Here is a 20,405-nt window from a genome sequence, read left to right on the forward strand (position 1 = left end):
TTGGAAATATGGACCCGATTTCGGCAGCGCGGAAGATGGGCGAGGGAGAAGACCGTGAAGGCGGTCGCGGCATGCGGTCCAGACGCGAGCCAACATCGTGGACCGATCCCGGCGTCGAGCGAACCACCCGGATCGTGGCGATTCTCACGGTGTTGTTGTTCGCCGCGGGGTGCATGACGAGCTTTCGCGAATGGATCAACAACGGTTTCAAGGTGGGTCCTAACTACTGCCCACCCGGCGCGGAGGTCGGCGAGGCCTTCCTGGATTCGTCCGATCCGGGGATCAGCACCGGTGCGGCCGACTACGGCGAGTGGTGGAGCGTTTTCAACGATCCCACGCTGAACGAATTGGTTCGGACGGCCTACGAGGAGAATCTTCCGCTGAAGATCGCGGCCGAGCGCATCCTGGAGGCTCAGGCCATGCTCGGCGTGGCACGGGGTTCTTGGTGGCCGCAACAGCAGCAGGCCATGGGGTCGTTCTCCCGCAACCAAATGAGCGGGGAGGCTTTCCCGATGTCCAATTTCAGCAAGATCCCCGGCTTCAAGATGGCCTACGACGACTGGGCACTGGGGGCGGAAATGGCCTGGGAATTGGACTTCTGGGGCCGCTTTCGCCGGATGATCGAATCGGCCGAGGCCAATGTCGAGGCCGAAGAGGAGGCCTACAACGCGGCCCTGGTGCTGTTGCAGGCCGAGACGGCTTCCACCTACATCCAACTGCGGACCATCGACGAGCGACTCGCGCTGGCGCAGCAGAACGTCGCCTTGCAAAAGAACACGCTGACCATTGCCCAAGCCCGGTTCGAGCAGGGCGTGGTGAGCCAACTCGACGTCCATCAGGCCCAGGCCATTCTGGCGAACACCGAGGCCCTGATCCCCATGTTGCGGTCGCTGCGTCGGGTGGCGGAGAACCGGCTTTGCACGCTGCTGGGCGAACCGCCGCAAGACTTGGACCCGATCCTCGGGCCGAGCGGCAAGATTCCCGAAGCCCCCGCCGACGTAGTGGTGGGCATCCCGGCCGATCTCTTGCGACGACGCCCCGACGTGAAGCGGGCGGAGCGTTTGGCCGCCGCCCAATGCGCCCGGATCGGCATCGCCGAGGCCGAGTTCTATCCGCACATCGCCCTCACCGGTCAAATCGCCTACCAGGCCGAGAACTTCAGCGACCTGTTCGGCGGAAAGAGCTTCAGCGGGATGATCGGCCCGGGCTTCCGGTGGAACATCCTCAACTACGGCCGCATCCGTAACTCCGTGCTGATGGAGGACGCGCGATTCCGGCAGGCCGTGCTGGGATATCAAGAGGCCGTACTGCGGGCGAACGAAGAGGCGGAAGACATGATTACCGCCTTCCTGGAAGAGAAGCGGCGACTCATCGCCTTGGAGCAGGCCACCCAAGCCACTGCCGCCGCCTCCGCGCTGGCCATGGCCCAATACCAGGAAGGCTTGATCGATTTTCAGCGGGTCATCGACTCGCAGCGGGCATTGGTGCAGCAGCAAGACGCCTTGGCGGAATCTCGCGGCAAAGTGGCCTTGAATTTGGTCTCGGTGTACAAGGCGCTGGGAGGAGGTTGGGAGGTTCGTTATCGGCCGACCGCGACCAGGGTCGTTTCGTACACGACGACGGAAACGGGCGGAAGCGGGCAGGGGCTCGACACGGCTCCGCAACCGGCACTGCCCGTCGTTCCCGCCGCTCCCGCGACTCCGGCAACCCCGGGCGTGATCGCGCCTCCGGCGGGCGCCGTGCCGCAACCCATGCCGCCGGCGAACACCGCGGCGCCTCCGCCCGTCCAACAGGCGCCGCAGGCCGTGCCGCCCGCGGAATCGCCCGCGCCGCAAGGCGGTTCGCCTTCGCCCATGCCGCTGCCGCCGGCGCCCGCCCCGGACGAACCGGCCGAGGTCCAGTTCCAGCAGTGATTCCGGCTCGCGCCGGTAATGTCGGCGCGAAACGAGAGCCACCAGCGTAAGCTGGTGGTGGAACTGGCGTTGGCGGCGTTCGCGCGAAAGGAGAGCCACCAGCGTAAGCTGGTGGTGGAACTGGTGTTGGCGGCGTTGGCGCGAAAGGAGAGCCACCAGCGTGAGCTGGTGGTGGAGCCTGCGGCGGTGGTCGATGCTGGGTGGCGCCGAAACCACCGCCGGCTTACGCCGGCGGCTCCAAACGTTGTGACGGTCCCCGGATCGCGCAGGGGGCGGATTGGGTTAGACTATCGCTTCGGCCGTGCGATTCGGCCATGATTTCCACGAAGCGAGCGGCGACCTATTCCGCGCACTGTCTGCCGAGGTGAACGATGACGAGCACAACGCGAGGACACGGCGAATCCGCCGACGGGCCTTCCGGCGGTCTGAAATGTTGGGTGGTCATTCCGGCTCGACTGGCCTCGGTGCGACTGCCCGGCAAAATGCTGCTGAACGAGACCGGCAAACCGTTGATACAACACACCTACGAGGTCGCCTCGGCGGCGAAGCGAGCGGCGGGCGTGTGCGTGGCCTGCGACGGCGAGGAGATCCGCGCCGCCGTGGAGGCCTTCGGCGGGACGGCACGCATGACCGACCCCAACGCCCAGAGCGGGACGGACCGCGTGGCGGAAGTGGCCCGATCCATGCCCGAGGTCGATGTCTTCGTCAATCTTCAAGGCGATGAGCCGGAGATGGCGCCGGAGGCGATCGACCGGTTGCTGGACTTGATGGAACGATATCCCGAAGCCCAGGTGGGCACGCTGGCCGCCCCGCTCCGATCGCGGGAACTGCTGGATGACCCCGCCTGCGTGAAGGTGGTCCGCGACGCGGAGGGCTGGGCCTTGTACTTCAGTCGCAGCCCCATCCCGCACCCGCGCGAGTGGGACGACCGTCTCCTCCAGGCCGACCCGCCCGTCTTCCTCCAGCATCTCGGCATCTACGCCTACCGCCGGGAATTCCTATTGCGTTTGGGGGACTGGTCGCCGCCGGACCTGGAGCGGGTGGAAAAGCTGGAGCAATTGCGATTCCTCTATCACGGCACGCGGATCCTGGTGGGTCTGATCGACACCCCATCCTTCGGGATCGACACCCCCGAGGACTACCGCCGGTTTGTGGCCCGATATCAAGCTCGGTACAATCTCCGATAGGCGGTTTCACGGCGAGGCGGGCGACCGGACGGTTCGCTTCCGTTCCGCCATCACGGCGTCATTCTTCGTGTTCTCTTTCACGATTCGCTGCGTTCCATCGTCCGGCCAAGGTCTGCACGGCGAGCGCGGCGAAATTGTTTTTATCCGCGGCGGACGGATGGGCACCATGAGCAAACATATTTTCGTCACGGGGGGCGTGGTCAGCTCCCTGGGCAAGGGTCTTACCAGCGCTTCGATCGGAATGCTGCTGGAGCGTCGCGGCCTACGGGTTCGCATGCAGAAGATGGACCCCTATATCAACGTGGACCCCGGCACGATGAGTCCCTACCAGCACGGCGAGGTCTACGTGCTGGACGATGGCAGCGAGACCGACCTGGACCTTGGGCACTACGAGCGGTTCACCAACAGTCCCCTCACCCGAGATAGCAACTACACGACCGGGAAAATCTATCAGGCGGTCATCAACAAGGAGCGCCGCGGAGAATACCTCGGTCAAACCGTGCAGGTGATTCCGCACATTACGAACGAGATCAAGCGGGCGGTGACGAAATTGGCGGAATCGGACGTCGATGTGGTGATTACCGAGATCGGCGGGACGGTCGGCGACATCGAGAGCCTGCCGTTCCTCGAGGCCATCCGCCAACTCTCCTTGGACCTGGGACGCGAGAATTGCCTGTATATCCATTTGACGCTGGTGCCGTATTTGCGGGCGGCGGATGAACTGAAGACCAAACCGACGCAGCATTCCGTGGGCCAATTGCGGCAAATCGGTATCCAGCCCGACATCCTGATCTGCCGCACGGAAAAGCCCCTCAGTCGCGACCTGCGGGCGAAGGTCGGTCTCTTCTGCAACGTCCCGCCCGAATGCGTGATCGAAGAGCAAGACAAGACCTTCTCCATCTACGAGGTGCCGATCAGCCTGGTGGAGCACGGCCTGGATGACTTGATCGTCCGCAAGCTCAACCTCAAGTGCGGCGCGCTCGACCTGGAAAGCTGGCACGACTTGCTGCACCGCATCCGCAATCCCAAGAGCGAAATCTCCATCGCGGTGGTGGGCAAGTACGTGGAGTTGCGAGATTCGTACAAGTCGATCTACGAGGCCTTGGATCACGCCGGGATCGCCCATCAAAGCGTGGTCCGCGTGGAGCGGTTGCACAGCGAGCGTGTGGAGCGGGAGGGACCGGACCGACTGTTGGCGGGTGTGGACGGCCTGCTGGTGCCCGGCGGCTTCGGCGAACGCGGCATCGACGGCAAAATCCAGGCGATCCGCTATGCCCGAGAAAAAAAGATCCCCTTCTTCGGCATTTGCCTGGGCATGCAATGCGCCGTGATCGAGTTCGCGCGGAATGTGGCGGGCTTGGGGGATGCCCATTCCACCGAGTTCGCCAAGGACACGCCCCACCCCGTCATTTGCCTGCTGGACGAACAGCGGATGGTCACGGACAAGGGCGGCACGATGCGGTTGGGGGCCTATCCCGCCGTGCTGAAGGAAGGGAGTCGAGCGGCGGCGGCCTACGGAACCTTGGAAGTCTCCGAACGGCACCGCCACCGCTACGAATTCAATCTCGCCTACCGCGAAACCTTGGAACGCTGCGGCATGATCGTGACCGGGACCAGTCAAGACGGAAAGCTCGTGGAGATCGTCGAGGTGCCGGACCATCCGTGGTTCGTGGCCGTGCAATTCCACCCGGAATTCCGGTCGCAACCGACGCGGGCCCATCCGTTGTTCCGCGCATTCGTGGCGGCGGCGCTGGAAAAAGGGGGGCACGCCCCGCTGCCGCATGAGTCGCAAGCTTAGGCGGTGCCGACTCCGCGGCGCGCCGCGCGACGGCGCGGCAATCCACGGCGTCGTCCCGGGGATTCAGTCGTCCCGATCGAAATCAGCGTCCCGGCGAAGTTCGTCCTCTTCGTCGTCCAATCGCGGCGGAAGGGGCAGGGCGTAGTCCTCCTTCAACCAGCGATAGAGGTCGATGTTGCGACATCGACCGCTGCAGAACGGAAGGGCGTCGCTCTCTCGCGGCGAGAATCGCTTGCCGCAAATGGGACACCGAAGTCGCTTCTCTTCGCCGTTGTGGGGCATGGTTGGCAGACGCATGATGGAAAAACTGCCGGCGTGCCGGCGGTCGGCGTGCGCGGGGGTCGCGTCGGCGGTCCATTCTCCTAGGGCCAAACGACCGCCGATCGGGTCCGCGGCGGACCATCGCTCGATCACGAGTCCGTTCCGCGCCGCGATCGGGAATGCGACCCGCGCGGCTCTCACCCTCTATTTTCTTTCCCCACGGCGGCTAATACGATTCCCCGTTCGGGAATTTTCGCAACCCGCGGCGCGGAACGTCTCGTCAGACCGCTTGCGTGCTTCGGCACATCGCCATCGTGCGGCGAAGTCGGGGCGAAGACGTGCGGCGAGCGTGGCGTTGCCGTTCATCGGGCATTCCGAGAGGGACGTCATGGAATTGGGTTTCGGGCTATATCGGCATCAATTGACGGACGACAATTTCCGTTTTGCGCGGCAGTGCGGAGCAACCCGCCTGGTTGTGCACCTGGTCGATTACTTTCGGGGCGGATCGGCACGCGACAACCAACCGGTGGGAGACGACGGTTGGGGTTGGGCGGGAGACCCCGACGATCCCGTTTGGAGTTACGACTCCTTGGCCCGATTGCAAGATTCCGCCCAACGGCACGGTCTGACGGTGTACGCCATCGAGAACTTCGATCCGGTGCTGTGGCACGACATCTTGCTGGACGGACCGGAACGCGACCGCCAAATGGCGCGGCTGCAAACGTTGATTCGGGACGTCGGTCGTGCGGGGATTCGAGCGTTCGGCTACAACTTTTCCATCGCCGGGGTGGCGGGTCGCAAGTCGGGCCCCCTTGCGCGAGGCGGCGCGGAGACCGTCTTCGTGGACGGTCCGGACGAACGTCCCATCCCGCTGGGCATGGTTTGGAACATGCGCTACGCCCCGGGCGGGAAGGAACACCTGGCCTTCTTCCCGCACGATGAACTGTGGCGGCGGTTGGAGTGGTTCTTGCAACACCTGGTACCGGCGGCGGAAGAGGCGGACGTCCGCTTGGCCGCCCATCCCGACGACCCTCCGTTTCCCCGGCTCCGTAATTCGCCGCGGTTGGTGTACCAACCTTTCATGTACCGTCGCCTGCTCGACCTTTACCCCAGCCGATACAACGCCCTGGAGTTTTGCCTGGGCACGCTGGCCGAGATGACCGACGGCGACATCTACGCGGCCACGGAGGAGTTCGCCCGGGGAGGCAACATCGCCTACATCCACTTTCGCAACGTCCGGGGCAAGGTGCCGTCGTATCAAGAGACATTTTTGGACGAGGGGGATATCGACATGCCGCGGATCGTTCGAATCCTGGCCGACTGCGGCTACGACGGTCCGCTGATCCCCGATCACACCCCGCTGATGACCTGCGACGCCCCGTGGCACGCCGGGATGGCCTACGCGATGGGCTACATGCAAGGGTTGCTGCGGTGTGCGGCACAACAGGGGTATTCGGTATAGCTGGGAGGGTTGGGAGAAGGGGGGCGGAAATTGTATTGCGGAGACGCCCTCGTCTGAAACCCGACCTATGTTTTCCTGAGACGCCGTGGGCGGATTCCGCGGCAGCTTGCTTTTTGTTAGGCGACTCGCTATCGTCAGGCATAAGGCAACCCTTCGCGCGAGGGGTTGATCCCAAAAACTTTGCTTGCTTCAACACTTGGACGGGAAGAATCTCCATGAACACCGCCTATCGGTCCTTGTTGCAGGCGCTGGTCGCGGTCAGCGTGCTGGTTTGGGTGACTTGGGCAGCGCATCCGTACAAATCGGAGGCATGGGCATTCTCCTCCGTTTTGGAAGAGAAGGCGGATGATACGGATTCCAAGGAAGGCGAAAACGAGGAGGAAAAGGAGGAAGAGGCTAAAGAATCCGCCCCGCAGGAAAAGCCGGTCGCGGAACAGTCGCAGAAAGACGCGGAGAAGAAGGAAGCGGAGGCGAGCGATTCCGAAAAGGGAAAGCCGAGCAAGCAAGTGCCGACCGCCGAGCAACCGAAGCCCGCCGCCGCGCCCGCCCCGCAGGCGCCCGCCGCTAAGCCGTCCCCGGCCACGCACACCGTCAAACGGGGATTGGTGAAGGTCGAGAAAACGTACAACGCGGTGTTCCAGCCCAAGGCCGCCGCCGAATTCGCCTTGCGATTTCAGGCCTGGAGCCAAGTCGAGGTCGTGGAGGCGGTGGAGCACGGCGCCCGGGTGAAAAAGGGCGATGTCTTGGTCCGCTTCAAGACCGAGGACCTGGATCGCGCCATTGCCGATCAGAAACGATCGCTGGAAGCGGCGAGGCGGGCCCTGAAGGACGCCGAAGAACTGCTGGCGATCACGGAGAAGTCGGTGCCCTTCGATCTGGAATCGCTGCGGACGAGCCTGGAACAGGCCGAGCAGGACACCAAGCGATACTTCGAGGTCGAGCGCGAGTTGCTGATCCGCAACTACGAGATGTCGCTCCGCAGTTCGAAGGAATCGCTCGATTACGAACGGGCCGAATTGGAACAGTTGGAAAAGATGTACAAGGCCGATGACCTGACGGAGGAGACGGAGGAACTAATCCTTCGCCGCCAGCGATTCGCCGTGGAGCGGGCCGAGTTGAGCTTCCTGCTCGCTCAAGACCGGCACGAGCGGTTCATGAAAATCCAACTCCCGCGCGACGATGAAGCCTTCAAGCGGGATTTGGAGCGGATCAAGTTGATCACCGCGCGATCCCAAATCTCGCTGCCGGCCCTGCTCGTCGAGCAGCGCCGGGCCGTGGAGCAGCAGAAGATCGATCTGGAGCGCGCCGAAGAACGCCTGGCCAAGCTGGTGGCCGACCGCAAGTTGTTGGATTGCCGTGCGCCCTGCGACGGGATTGCGTACTACGGGGCGTTCAATCGCGGCGAATGGAGCGGGGCTTCCACGCTGCAAAGCAAGTTGAAGCCCGGCGGCAGCGTCTCCAAAAACGACGTCCTCTTCACCATCGTGCAGTTGCCGACGGAGAAGATCACGTTCAGCGTGGGCGAGGCGGACATCCGCTGGATCGAGGCGGGACTGGAGGGCACGGTCGAACCGAAGTCCAGGCCGCGGACGTTCCTGCCCGTCGTCGTCTCCCAGGTCGCCGACGTCCCGATCGCGGCGGACAAGTTCGAGGTGACCGCCGAAGTGACGATGCCGAAACGAGCCTTGGGCTTGGTTCCCAGCATGACCGGCACCGCCCGCTTCTTGGTTTACGTCAAAAAGGATGCCGTGTTGGTCCCGTCCAAGGCCGTCTTCACCGAGGAATTGGATCCGGCCCAACGCTACGTCTGGGTCAAGGGCGAGGGAGACCGTCCTGAGAAACGTTCGGTCGAAGTCGGCGAATCGGCCGGCGACTCGCTCGAGATTCTGGACGGCCTGCGCGAGGGCGAGATCATCTTCCTGGAAAAGCCCAAGACGGAAGAGTGAAACCGGCGTGACGGTCCGCGTCCCGTTCGGCGCGACGGATGGGGCGGTCCGCATCGATTCGGATCGCCCGGCGCGCTTCGCTCTTTGGGAGAATCAGTCGTGAGCGTCCTGAGCATGAGACGGGCGTTGGTGGCGGCGGCGGCGGTCGGGCTGGTCGCGTGGACCTTCAAGGTTCGCCCGGCGGAGGGGATTTCTCCGCAAGCCCCGACCCATCCCGCGCCCAATCCCTTGGCCTTGGAAGGCCCCCGACCGCCCGATGTGGAAAAGCCCTCCGACGAGGCCGTCGGCGCCGCCTTGCGTCGCGGCGTGGATTTCCTCTTGCTGCGGCAGAATCGCGACGGTTCCTGGGGTTCCGCCCGAAACACCAAGGAATTGAACATCTACGCGCCGGTGCCGGGGGCGCACCAGGGTTTTCGCGCCGCGACGACGTCGCTGTGCATCTCGGCCCTGATCGACAGCGGCGACGATCGTCCCGAGGTGGCGGAGGCGATTGATCGAGGCGAGGCCTGGTTACGGGAAAACCTGCCCCATGTGCGACGCGCGACGCCCGATGCCATCTATAACAATTGGGCCCATGCCTACTCCTTGCAGGCCCTGGCCCGACTGGTGACGCGACACGAGGGCGACCCCGAGCGGCAGGAAGCCCTCCGCGAGTTGATGCGAGGCCAACTCGACCGCTTGACCCGCTACGAATGCGTGGACGGCGGTTGGGCGTACTACGATTTCGACTACGGCACGCAGCGGCCCGCCGGCTCCACGATCAGTTTCGTGACGGCCACGGTCTTGACGGCCTTTCACGAGGCCCAAGCGGTCGGTTTGGAGATTCCTCCCCGTTTGGTGGAACGGGCGAAGGCCTCCATTCTCCGCCAGCGAAAGCCGGACTTCACCTATTGCTACGGCGAGTATCTCAAGTACGTGCCGATGCATCCCGTCAATCAGCCCGGCGGGAGTCTGGGACGCAGCCAGGCCTGCAACCTGGCGATGCGTCTCTGGGGCGACCAAGCCGTCACCGACGAGATCGTCGAGAATTGGTTGGACCGCCTGATCGCCCGCAACGGTTGGCTGGATATGGGCCGCAAACGCCCCATCCCCCACGAGTCCTGGTTCGCGGTGGCGGGATACTTCTACTATTACGGTCACTATTATGCGGCCATGTGTGTGGACTTGCTCCCGCCGGAGCGGCGTCCCCGGTATCAAGACCACCTGGCGACGATCCTCTTGGCGTTGCAGGAGAAGGACGGTTCTTGGTGGGATTATCCGCTCTACGATTACCACCAGCAGTACGGCACGGCGTTCGCGATCATGACGTTGGTTCGTTGCCGCCGGCCCTGAGTCGGCCCCTCCAGGTCCGAAGGTGTCCCGTCTTCGGATCGGCCCGCGGTGCTCACCCGCCGACTGCGGGAATGTCACGGCATCGCCGCTTCTCCGTCGGTTCTTCGGCGTTTTGCGTTAGTTTACCCAGCGGGCGCAACTTGCCCGGCGCGTCCCGGCGTGATACAAAACACTCGAAGCGGGGCCTGCGGTCGCGGTGTGTCGCGTCCTCTCCGGCCCCGAGGTGATCGCCTGTCAGCACGAATCCTCCCGTTTCCTCAGGAAGCGGGTTTTGCCTGGTCCCAGGTGGCCGATCATGGCCTTGGTAACACTCCGTATCGTCGATGGAGCGGATCGGGGACGCGTCTTCGAGAATCTTCCCACCCCCATCTCGGTGGGCAGAGAGGAAGGGAACTCGGTCCGTTTGAATGATGAGCGGGTCAGCCGCTTCCATCTGAAGATTCAGGAGGACCGCGGCCGGTTGGTGTTGACGGACCTGGCCAGCACCAACGGGACCAAGGTCAACGGCGAGCCGGTGCAAGTGACGATCGTTCGGCCCGGCGATGTGGTGGCGCTGGGGAAGACCGTGATCCTCGTCGGTTCCCGAGAGGAAATCGCCCAGCGATTGGCCGAGGTCCGCAAGGCCCAAACGGCGACGGGGGCGAGCGCGGCGGGGCAGGCGGACTCGGAATCGAGTTCCGCCTCGTGGGAACCGGTCTCCCTCGATTTCGAACTGGACTGGGGCGAACAAGCCGAACAATTGGCGCCGCTGCACGAGGTTGTGCCGCCGGAACTCCCGGAGGGCCTGTCTCCCTCGCAGTACGCCCAGCTTGCCGAGATCTTCCATTACATGCACTACCGCATCCGGCGGGTCGTGCGATCGGGCGAGATCACGGCCCAACGCGGTCACGTCAAAATCGACGACCGCCGCTGGCAGGCCTTGCTGGACCTGTACGACCGCGTCGCCGGATATCTCAAGCAGATCGGCGAACCGACGGAGTGACGGCGGGCGATCGCGCCGGGGCTTCCCGGAACCCAAGGCGCAGCCGATACGACGCGGTGCCGACAAGGCTCATCACCGGTCGGGGAACCGAACCACCATAACGGGTTTCTTTCGCTCGCGTACGGGCGCGTTACAATCGGCGGACGGCCTTCAGCCGAGGCACGACGCATCGGCGATCACCTTGCAGGAGCGCGCGTCATGGCCCATACGCCCTTTGTGCATTTGCATTGTCATAGTCACTACAGTCTGTTGGACGGCGCAGGGACCGTGGATCGGCTTTTGGAGCGAGCGCGGCAGTTGTGCATGACCGCCCTGGCTCTCACCGATCACGGCAACCTCTACGGGGCGCTGGAGTTCTACCAAAAGGCCGTGGAAAAGGGCATCAAGCCGATCATCGGCTACGAGGCCTACGTGGCGCCCGGCAGTCGCTTCACCCGCGAGGGGAGCATGCGGGAGGCCAGCACCCATCTGACCTTGCTGGCGATCAACGCGGCGGGCTACCGCAACCTGCTGAAACTGGCCTCGGCGGCCTATTTGGAAGGCTTCTATTATCGGCCTCGGATCGACAAGGAATTGCTGGCCGAGCACGGCGAGGGACTGGTTTGCCTCAGCGGTTGCGCCTCCAGCGAAGTGAATCGGGTATTGGCCGCCAAGGACGATCCCGACATCCGCGCCGCGTGCGACGCCGCCGCGTGGTACCGCGACCTCTTCGGCGACCGTTTCTTCATCGAGGTTCAAAACAACCACATCGAGATCCACCGGCAATTGCTCCCCGGGCAGATCGAGGTCGCCAAGCGCCTGAACGTCCCCACGGTCGCCACCAATGACGTCCATTACGTGCTTCAGGAGGACTGCGACGCGCAAGACGTGTTGATGTGCGTGAACACCGGCAAGTACCGCAGCGACTCCAACCGCATGAAGATGGACGGTCGCGAATACTACATGCGCTCGCCCGAGGAAATGCGCGCCGCCTTCTCCGGTTTGGAGGACGCCGTTGCGCGGACCCAAATGATCGCGGATTGGGTGGACCTCGACCTGGAATTGGGTAAGCGGCACTTTCCCCGGTTCGTTCCGCCGGACGGTTCTTCGCCCGAGGAGTTCCTCCGCCGGTTGTGCGTCGAAGGTTTGAAGGAGCGCTACCGCGGCGATCCGCGGCGACTGAAGAACGGAGAATTGGCCCCGGAGGTCAAGGAGCGACTGGAACGGGAGCTGCACGTCATCAACACCCTGGGATTTCCCAATTACTTCTTGATCGTTTGGGATTTCGTGCAGTTCGCGCGTTCGCGCGGGATTCAGGCCACGGCCAGGGGCTCGGGCGTGGGATCGCTGGTGGGGTTCGCCTTGTACCTCAGCCACGTCTGCCCGCTGGAGTACGATCTGCTGTTCGAGCGGTTCCTGGACCTCAACCGCCGCGAGGCGCCCGATATCGACATCGACTTTTGCCAGGAGCGGCGGGAAGAGGTCATCCAATACGTCAAGGAGAAGTACGGCCACGAAAATGTGGCTCAGATCTGTACGTTCAACACGCTGGCGGCGCGGGCGGCGATTCGCGATGTGGGCCGGGTGCTGGGGTTGCCGATCGCGTTCGTCAACGGGGTGACGGCGCTGGTCCCCAACACGCCGCACATGACCATCGAAAAGGCCCTCCAGTTGAGCGAGGACCTCCGGCGCCGCTACGAGAACGATGCGCAAGTCCGCGAGGTGATCAATTACGCGCGGCAGATCGAAGGGTTGGCGCGCAACGTGGGAACCCACGCCGCCGCCGTGGTCATCGCCGACCGCCCCCTCACCGACTACCTGCCCGTCCAGCGGATTCAAGGCAAGGAGGAAGTCATCACGCAGTGGGAGATGGGCTGCGTCGAAAAGGCCGGTCTCTTGAAGATGGACTTCCTCGGCCTGCGCAACCTCACCATCCTCTCCAAGGTCATCGCACTGATCGAGCAGACCACCGGCAATCGCGTCAATCCCTACGAGTTTCCGTTGGACGACGCGGCCACCTTCGAATTGCTCCGCCGCGGCGAAACCAAGGGCGTGTTCCAATTGGAAAGCGGCGGCATTCGCGAGCTTTTGCAGCGAATGAAGCCCGACAATATCCGCGACATCATCGCCGTCAACGCCCTCTATCGCCCCGGTCCGCTGGAAGGCGGCATGGTGGACGACTACATCCAGGTCAAGCACGGTCGCAAACGGGCCGAATATCCGCACCCCGTGATGAAGGAGATTCTCGAGGAAACCCACGGGGTGATGGTCTATCAAGAGCAGGTCATGCGGATTCTCAATCGGCTGGGCGGAATCGAGTTGGCCGAAGCCTACACCTGCATCAAGGCCATCAGTAAGAAGAAACACGACAAGATCGCCAAGTATCGCGAAGAATTCGTCAAGGGCGCGTGCGAGCAAGGGCTGACGAAATCGGCGGCGGAGAACCTGTTCAATCTGATCGAGAAATTCGCCGGTTACGGTTTTAATAAGAGCCACTCCACGGCCTACGCCCGAATCGCCTACATCACCGCCTATCTCAAGGCGCATTATCCCCTGGAGTTCATGGCGGCCCTGCTCTCCAGCGATATTACGAACCGCAATTTCACCCGCAAGGACTCGCTGGTCGAGCACCTGGAGGATTGCCACCGCATGGGGTTGGAGGTGTTGCCGCCCGACGTGAATCTGTCCGAGGCCGAGTTCTCGGTGAACGAGGGGCGGATCGTGTTCGGGTTGTCGGCGATCAAAGGCTGCGGGGGAGCGGCGGCGGAGGCCGTCGTCGCCGAGCGATTGCGCAACGGTCCCTACCGCAGTCTGTTCGACTTCTGCGAGCGGTTGGAGCAGTCGGCCGTCAATCGGTCCGCGATCGAATCGCTGATCAAGGCCGGCGCCTTCGATCGACTGGGCGGCAATCGGGCGCAATTGACCGCCGTCCTGGACCGCGCCATTCAGCACGGGTCCGCCGCCGCCGAAGACCGCCGGCGCGGGCAGCGGAGCCTATTCGAGAGCGACGACGAAGGAAGCGAGGAGGAACCCGTCGAGATCACCCTACCCGACGTCCCCGACTGGTCGGATCGGGAAAAGGCGGCCTGCGAAAAGGAAGTGCTGGGACTCTATTTCTCCAGCCATCCCCTCCGCGAATACGAGCAAAAGCTGCGGCAATTCTGCACGCACGTGACCGCCGACCTGTCCCAGTTGGGCGAAGGCACGGAAACCGCGGTGGGCGGCGTGGTGTCGGCCCTCAACGTCAAGCTCACTCGCAATCCGCGACCCGACGCCCCCAACAAATTCGCCATGTTCGACCTGGAGGACACCTCCGGCATCGTCCGCTGCATCATGTGGCCCGAAGCCTACGCTCGCTACGGCGAGTACCTGACCGGCGATCGCGTCGTGGTGGCGATCGGCACGATCGACAAACGCGGCGGCGGCGACGAGTTCAACCTGATCGTGCAAGAGTTGGTCCCCGTGGAGGATTTGGAGCGCCGCTTTACCCGCGGGCTTCTGGTCCAGGTGATCGAGGGACGCGATCCCTTCGACGTCTTCGACCACATGTACCGCTTGGTCAAACAGTACCCGGGCGGCGGTGAGCTCCAACTGATGTTAGTGCTTCGCGACGGGCGGCAGGTCATGTTGGACTGCCGGGGATTGGGCGTGTCCCTCGACGCGGAACTGACGAACCACTTGGAAAACATCCTGGGGGCCGGCCGGGTGCGAAGACTCGCCATGCGACTGCGAAACGGCAGGAACGGCCATTCCCGCGGATCGGCGGCGGGACGTACCAACGGCAATCGCTTCGCCAACGGCAAGCGCTTTCCCGGCAACGGGTCGAACGGGTCCGCCCGCGGACGAAACTGAGTCGCCGGCGTCCCCCGTCGCAGATACCGCCTTACGCTCGGCGAGTGCCCGAAAGGGAATTTGCCCGGCTTGCCGAAGCGGAAAACCTTCTCGCGCCGGCGGCTTCCGTGCCGAAAAAGACGACGTCGCCGCGCATCTTTTCGTTATCCGCGATTGCCGAGTTTTTCGATGGAATCGAAAAGGGGAGTGCGGCGGTGGTGTTCGCCCGCTTCTGCGATTCGGCCCCTAAAGGCTTGTCGTCGTTTGCGGAACGCGGTGAAAGTCCGCGGACAAGACGTCACAGTACGACCGTTCAATAGGAACGGATCGGCGTCAATCACGGAAGGTGACCATCCATGGACGGAGTTCGCCCGGCGCGTTTAGGGCTTGCATTGGCCCTGTGTCTCCTGCTTTTCGCAGGTTCTCGCGTTTGGGGGCAGGCTTTAGGGAGCGGTGACAACCTCCTCGTCGTGCCGGAAAATGGGCCGATCGTGAGCGGTCCCGCCTATAGCCCCGCGGCGATGATCACCATGTCCGAATCCTCTTCCTCGGCGAGTCTGCCGCGGATTTGCCCGCCGCGGTGCACCCCGTGGCACTTGCCGCAACCGGGGTTCTTGCAGGCCGCCGACATCCGTCTGGGAGGCTGGCTGGAGCAGGGCTTCACCTTCAACGCCGTGGATCCCGCCGATCATTTCAACGGTCCGGTGGCCACCAACGATCTGGACGGCGAGTACCAGATGAATCAGTTGTGGCTGTTCCTCGACCGTCCCGCCGATAACGGCGGTTGCGGTTTCGCTTGGGGCGGTCACCTCGATATGACCTACGGGACGGACTGGCGATTCGGCATCAATCACGGTTTGGAGGATCGCATCAACGGTTTCAACCGCCAGACCTACGGTTTGGTCATCCCGCAGGCCTATTTGGAATTCGCCTGGAACCGCCTGTCGGTGAAGTTGGGGCACTTTGCGGGAATCCTGGATTACGAAGCGGTTCCGGCCCCCATGAACCCCTTCTACAGCCACTCGTACTCTTACGGCTATACCGTGCCGCAACTCGTGACCGGCATGTTGGCCGACTACCGTTGGACCGATCAATTCTCGATCCAAGCCGGTTTTCATCGCGGGTGGATGATGTTCGAGGACAACAACGGGAATCTCGACTTCATGGGCGGCGTGAAATGGAAATCGACCGACGGTCGATTGCAGTTGGCGTACGCGATTTCCGTGGGGCCCCAGGACGACGCGGGAAATCAAGATCGATTCGCGGGCAGTTTTGTGGCCCAGTGGCAGGCGAGCAAGCGTTGGAAATACGTCTTGGTGCAAAACATCGGTTACGAGAACGACGCCTTGCCGGACCTTCAAAATCCGCCCGCCCGACAGGACGCCGAGTGGTACGGTATCAACCAGTACTTCATTTACACGATCAACCCTTGCTGGTCGGCGGCGATGCGCGTGGAATGGCTTCGCGACGACGACGGCGCTCGGGTGGCGGGTCCGGGAAACATACCCGGCGTACGGGCATTCAGCGGGCGAGGATTCGCGGGCGACTTCTACAACGTGACGCTGGGCCTGAATTGGCGGCCCACGCCTAACTGGCTGGTGCGGCCTGAAATCCGCTGGGATTGGTACGACGGTCCCGCCGGGCCGACCGGCCTGCCCTTCGACGGCGGCAATCGCGACGATCAGTTCACGGCGGCGATCGACGCCACGCTGCTATTCTAAGGCGAAAGTGAGGAACGTCTCCGGCGATCCCGCTCCGACACGGAAGCCGGGTGGGATCGGCGGTAGAGGAAGGGGTATTCGGTCCGGAGCGGCCGACCCGAAAAAGCAATGAGGCCCCGTCGCACAGGAAGCGGCGGGGCCGCTTGCATGGGTAACGAAAGCGGGAATCCGCCCCGGAATCGCCGCGGACAACCGGCGGGCGGATTCGCGGACCGGCCGGGCTTCGCCGAATCAGCTTTGTTGTTCGGCCTGCCAACCGTAGGTTTGATAGGTGAATTGCGCGGCGCCGTCCGGCGTCAGGTCGAAGACGCCGAAGCCCTCCGGAAAGCCCTTGTTGGCGCCCTTCCACCAGCGTCCCGACACGGCCGCGTTGCAGACGTACTTCACCCCGCGATAGAGGACCTCGTCCAGCATGTGGATGTGCCCGGAAACGGCCAAACGCACTCCGTGCGCGGCGAACACGCCGGCCAGCGACTGGCTGCCCGCGCAGATCGTGGCGGGCCCGATCCTGAAAGCGCCGTCCTTCACCGCGTCGGGCAAGACGGTGACCGTGAGGAAGGGGATATGGCTGACGACGACGGCGGGCGTGTCGGCGGGCTTATCGCTCAGGTCCTGATGCAGCCAGGCAAGCTGTTCCTCGTCCAGGCCGCCCTGATACAGGCCCGACTCGGACGGTTGCACGCTATCCAGCACGTAGAACCGCCAACCGCGGTGATCGAACGCATAATAGGGTCGCTCGATCTGGAGCTTTTCGCAGTACATTTGCTTGCCGAAGCCCGCCGTTTCCTCCGTCACGCCGTGCTTGCGACCCCACCCGAACACGTCGTGGTTGCCCATGCAATGCCGCACCGGAATGTCGGTGTTGTCGGCCACGACCTTCTTGAACAGATCGAACAACATGGAGGCCCGCTCGGACGAAGTCTCCAAGGCATCCATGATGAGATCGCCGCCGGTCAAGATGAAGTCGGGCTTGGGATCGAGTTTGTTCACCGCCTGAAGACAGGCTGCCAGGCCCTCCGCCGCCCGCAACTCCGGTTGCACGTGGATGTCGGTAAGATGCACGAAGCGAAAACCGCCGGGGCCGATCGCCGTCGATGCGGCGCGGGCCGCGCCGGTCCCACCCCAAAGACTTCCCCCCAGCGCGGCCAAGGCTCCCGCCAAAACGTTCCGCCGAGAAATGCGACTCACTGCGTTCTCCTTTTCGTCCGGAAAGTTGGAACAACAATCTTTACCGCCGCCTTCGCCTTCACCGCGATGTCTCAATTCGTTGCGGGCCGACGGAAGGCAAGCGAGACCATCACCTCGGTGACGATTCTAAGGGCAGGACCGGGTAATTTCTACGGTTCAAGCTGGAATTAACCGTTTTCTAACAAAACGCCTTGCCCGGGTTCGGGGCGGAGAAATCTCGCGGCAACCTCCAGCGGAATCTCGGGCGGCATTCTTCTGCGGGGATGGCGGGGATCGTTCCGTCGATGATCGCCGCCGGCAGGCCCGACGGGGCCCTCGTCGAAGTGCCGAAACCTCTTGGGCACGGCGGGGATGGGCGCTGCCGGTTTCGCTTGGGTGAGTAGGCACGGCCCGATCCGGAGGCGTAACCGTGGAGCGCGATTACGGTTGTGAACGCACCGGGCAAAGGGGCGGCGGGTACGGTTACGCGTCCGTTCGGAACAAGCGAACGGCAGTCCGGCGCAATGCCTTGGCAAGATTTCTTGATTTTGGATTGCGAATCCCTCGTTGCTCCGCGCGCCGGCGGTTCCGCCGTCATCTTGGAGTACCGCTCCTGCCGCATTATACTGGCAGCGTGTGCCTTTTTAGCGTTTTTTCTTGGGCGCAAGCGTGGGTCCGGTGCTAATCGAGGGGGGAACCCTGCCGCGCGGCGTTTCCAAGCTTTGAACCGCTTCGGTAAGGCGTGCGTACGCACTAGCGCTCGGCGGCGGGGGTTTTGTTCCCCAAGGGGCGGAATTTTCGGATTTTTGCGACGCCGTCGTTTTCCTTTAGGTTTTGAGGGTTGCCATTGGTAGCGGGACCTATTCTCACTCGCGAGCTGACGATTCGCCCGCGACGGCGGCAGTTTTACGTCGCCCGGGCCATGTACGTGCTTATCCTGCTTTTGTTGATGTGCACGGCTTGGCTGGTGGTGACGGGCACGCAGTACATTCGGGACGTGGGCGACTCGGCCCGATTCGGCATGGCGTGGTTCCAAATCGCCGCGCCGCTGCAAGCCCTGGTGAGTTTTTTCGCCGCCGGGGTGATCGCCGCCGGGAGCGTGTGCCAGGAAAAGGACCGGCGGACGCTCGACCTGCTGCTGATGACGGAGTTGACGAATCGCGAGTTGGTGCTGGGTAAACTGCTGGGCAGCCTGGTGACCTTTTTCTCGATGCTGGCGGCGGGCGTGCCGGTCTTTATGCTCAGCGCCCTGCTGGGCGGCATCTCCGAACGCCAGATACTTCTCAGTTTCGGCGTCACCGCGGCGGCGGTGTTGCTGGGCGGCGCCGTGGGCACGACGGCGGCATTTTGGCGTGAAAAGACGTTCCAGGCCTTGGCCGTCACCATCATGGCGCTGGTGTTATGGTTGGCGCTGGGCGAGGTCGTTGCCGCCGGATTGCTGGGGGATTCCTGGGGCGGCGCATCGTGTCGCGTTTGGGCGGCGGTCTTCAGTCCCTGGCGAGCGGTCTTGGAGTCCTGCCGACCCGTGCCCGACGCCTCGCTATCGGTTTTCGGCCTTTCGCCGCTACTCGCCTTTGCGTTTTTTTCAGTCGCCGTATTCGCGATCACGGCGGGAATCGCGGTGCTTCGGGTGCGGACCTGGAACTTGGTGCCCGACGCCTTGCGCCGGCGACTCCGCCCCGCCGAGCTTAAGACCCTGGTCGAGGGGCTTGCGGGTGCGGCGCAAGGCAGCGCCGAATCGAGCGTTGCGGTCGAGGAGGCCGCGCAGGATTGGGCGACCAAATGGGAGACACGCGGACGGGCGACGGCCGAGGAGGAAGACGGAGAGGCGGGCGAGACGCCTCGCGACGTGCCTGTACCGGGCGACGCGGCGACCACGGTCGTCCGAGAGAAGGCGAAGGTCCGCCACGTCTGGGACAACCCGGTGTTGTGGCGCGAAGTGTGCACATGGGCCTACGGGCGCAAGGTGCTTTTGGTCAAAGGGGCGTACCTGACGCTCTTCGCCGCTGCCGCGGCGGCGCTGGCGTTTCTTCAGCGACCCGAGGCGGGTTTCTCGATTCTGCCCGCCGCGGTGTTGGTGCCGCTCTTTCTGCTGAGCCTGATTTTGGTGAACACTCAGGCCGTCACGGCGCTGACGACCGAGCGCGACGCGGGCACGCTGGATTTGATCCTGGTTTCTCAGGTCACGCCCAAGGAGTTCGTCTTCGGCAAACTGCTGGGCACGTTCTACAACGTGAAGGAGGTCGTGATCCTGCCGCTGCTGCTGTGCGGGTATCTTTATTGGCAGGGACGGGTCTCCGCTGAGAACTTCTTTTACCTGATCGTGGGTTTGGGCCTGCTGTACGGGTTCGTCGCCATGCTGGGACTGCACGCCGGGCTGACCTACCCCAGTTCGCGCAACGCCATCGCCGCCAGCCTGGGCACCGTGTTTTTCCTGTTTGTCGGCGTGGCGGTGTGCATGCGGGTGATGCTGGCGTTCAGCGGATCGTTTCAGGCCCAGCTTCATCCCTTTTTGGCATTCATGATCGGCGGCGGGGCGGGCCTGTACTTGGCGCTGGGATCGCGCAATCCGTCCAACGCCATTGCCTTGGCATCGTTTGCTTGCCCGCTGGCCACCTTCTACGCCTTGACCAGCCTATTTCTGGGACAGACGCACCTGGCCTTCTTGGCGTTGACGGGGGCCTACGGATTCGCCACGGCGGCCATGCTCATTCCGGCCGTGGATGAATTCGATTTGGCAACGGGAAGGACCAGCCTGGACGAGACGTGACGCCATGAACGCGGCCCACCGCCGCTTGCCGACGTCCTTCCGGCACTTGCGGCGGG

General features: G+C 63.5%; 13 protein-coding genes. 11 read left to right on the forward strand and 2 right to left on the reverse strand.

What is annotated here, in order from left to right; all coding sequences use genetic code 11:
• Positions 1–8 precede the first annotated feature (8 nt).
• The 4 genes from ACYQ6J_RS15490 (at position 9) to pyrG (ending at position 4,898) form a co-directional block, all read left to right on the forward strand.
• Complete coding sequence (locus tag ACYQ6J_RS15490; protein ID WP_460185092.1) at positions 9–1,913, forward strand: efflux transporter outer membrane subunit; 1,905 nt, start codon at positions 9–11, stop codon at positions 1,911–1,913.
• 18 nt (positions 1,914–1,931) lie between these two features.
• On the forward strand, positions 1,932–2,231 hold the full coding sequence (locus ACYQ6J_RS15495) for a hypothetical protein (protein ID WP_460185093.1): 300 nt from the start codon (positions 1,932–1,934) through the stop codon (positions 2,229–2,231).
• Positions 2,232–2,284: 53 nt separating this feature from the next.
• Positions 2,285–3,100 carry a 3-deoxy-manno-octulosonate cytidylyltransferase gene (gene kdsB / locus ACYQ6J_RS15500; protein ID WP_460185094.1) on the forward strand — a complete coding sequence of 272 codons (816 nt, stop codon included), beginning with the start codon at positions 2,285–2,287 and terminating at the stop codon, positions 3,098–3,100.
• A gap of 166 nt (positions 3,101–3,266) precedes the next feature.
• Positions 3,267–4,898 carry a CTP synthase gene (gene pyrG, locus ACYQ6J_RS15505; RefSeq protein WP_460185095.1) on the forward strand — a complete coding sequence of 544 codons (1,632 nt, stop codon included), beginning with the start codon at positions 3,267–3,269 and terminating at the stop codon, positions 4,896–4,898.
• A gap of 63 nt (positions 4,899–4,961) precedes the next feature.
• Here pyrG and ACYQ6J_RS15510 read toward each other — a convergent pair whose 3' ends face one another.
• Complete coding sequence (locus tag ACYQ6J_RS15510) at positions 4,962–5,312, reverse strand: DNA gyrase inhibitor YacG (RefSeq protein ID WP_460185096.1); 351 nt, start codon at positions 5,310–5,312, stop codon at positions 4,962–4,964.
• A gap of 235 nt (positions 5,313–5,547) precedes the next feature.
• On the opposite strand from ACYQ6J_RS15510, the gene ACYQ6J_RS15515 reads away from it, so the two are divergent.
• The 6 genes from ACYQ6J_RS15515 (at position 5,548) to ACYQ6J_RS15540 (ending at position 16,412) form a co-directional block, all read left to right on the forward strand.
• On the forward strand, positions 5,548–6,621 hold the full coding sequence (locus ACYQ6J_RS15515; protein ID WP_460185097.1) for a mannonate dehydratase: 1,074 nt from the start codon (positions 5,548–5,550) through the stop codon (positions 6,619–6,621).
• A 215-nt stretch (positions 6,622–6,836) separates the two neighbouring features.
• Positions 6,837–8,567 (forward strand): efflux RND transporter periplasmic adaptor subunit, encoded by a 1,731-nt coding sequence (locus tag ACYQ6J_RS15520; RefSeq protein ID WP_460185098.1) that lies wholly within the window; start codon positions 6,837–6,839, stop codon positions 8,565–8,567.
• Positions 8,568–8,666: 99 nt separating this feature from the next.
• Positions 8,667–9,899 (forward strand): prenyltransferase/squalene oxidase repeat-containing protein, encoded by a 1,233-nt coding sequence (locus ACYQ6J_RS15525; RefSeq protein WP_460185099.1) that lies wholly within the window; start codon positions 8,667–8,669, stop codon positions 9,897–9,899.
• Positions 9,900–10,170: 271 nt separating this feature from the next.
• Complete coding sequence (locus ACYQ6J_RS15530) at positions 10,171–10,881, forward strand: FHA domain-containing protein (RefSeq protein ID WP_460185100.1); 711 nt, start codon at positions 10,171–10,173, stop codon at positions 10,879–10,881.
• A gap of 198 nt (positions 10,882–11,079) precedes the next feature.
• Positions 11,080–14,712: a DNA polymerase III subunit alpha gene (gene dnaE / locus ACYQ6J_RS15535; RefSeq protein WP_460185101.1), complete on the forward strand. Its 3,633-nt coding sequence runs from the start codon at positions 11,080–11,082 to the stop codon at positions 14,710–14,712.
• Between the two features lie 335 nt (positions 14,713–15,047).
• Positions 15,048–16,412, forward strand: a complete 1,365-nt coding sequence (locus tag ACYQ6J_RS15540) for an outer membrane beta-barrel protein (RefSeq protein ID WP_460185102.1) — start codon at positions 15,048–15,050, stop codon at positions 16,410–16,412.
• 231 nt (positions 16,413–16,643) lie between these two features.
• On the opposite strand, the gene ACYQ6J_RS15545 is transcribed toward ACYQ6J_RS15540, so the two are convergent.
• A complete protein-coding gene (locus ACYQ6J_RS15545) occupies positions 16,644–17,600 on the reverse strand; it encodes a metallophosphoesterase family protein (protein WP_460185103.1) in 957 nt (318 codons plus the stop codon).
• An 826-nt stretch (positions 17,601–18,426) separates the two neighbouring features.
• Between ACYQ6J_RS15545 and ACYQ6J_RS15550 the strand changes: the two genes are divergently transcribed.
• Complete coding sequence (locus tag ACYQ6J_RS15550) at positions 18,427–20,349, forward strand: ABC transporter permease subunit (protein WP_460185104.1); 1,923 nt, start codon at positions 18,427–18,429, stop codon at positions 20,347–20,349.
• Positions 20,350–20,405 lie beyond the last annotated feature (56 nt).

It is taken from the genome of Thermopirellula anaerolimosa, assembly GCF_054657335.1.

Excerpts from the sequence above, each read along its gene's own strand:
- ACYQ6J_RS15495 (WP_460185093.1), top strand. The coding sequence starts at position 1,932 with ATGTCGGCGCGAAACGAGAGCCACCAGCGTAAGCTGGTGGTGGAACTG.
- ACYQ6J_RS15520 (WP_460185098.1), top strand. The coding sequence starts at position 6,837 with ATGAACACCGCCTATCGGTCCTTGTTGCAGGCGCTGGTCGCGGTCAGC.
- pyrG (WP_460185095.1), top strand. The coding sequence starts at position 3,267 with ATGAGCAAACATATTTTCGTCACGGGGGGCGTGGTCAGCTCCCTGGGC.
- kdsB (WP_460185094.1), top strand. The coding sequence starts at position 2,285 with ATGACGAGCACAACGCGAGGACACGGCGAATCCGCCGACGGGCCTTCC.
- dnaE (WP_460185101.1), top strand. The coding sequence starts at position 11,080 with ATGGCCCATACGCCCTTTGTGCATTTGCATTGTCATAGTCACTACAGT.
- ACYQ6J_RS15540 (WP_460185102.1), top strand. The coding sequence starts at position 15,048 with ATGGACGGAGTTCGCCCGGCGCGTTTAGGGCTTGCATTGGCCCTGTGT.
- ACYQ6J_RS15490 (WP_460185092.1), top strand. The coding sequence starts at position 9 with ATGGACCCGATTTCGGCAGCGCGGAAGATGGGCGAGGGAGAAGACCGT.
- ACYQ6J_RS15515 (WP_460185097.1), top strand. The coding sequence starts at position 5,548 with ATGGAATTGGGTTTCGGGCTATATCGGCATCAATTGACGGACGACAAT.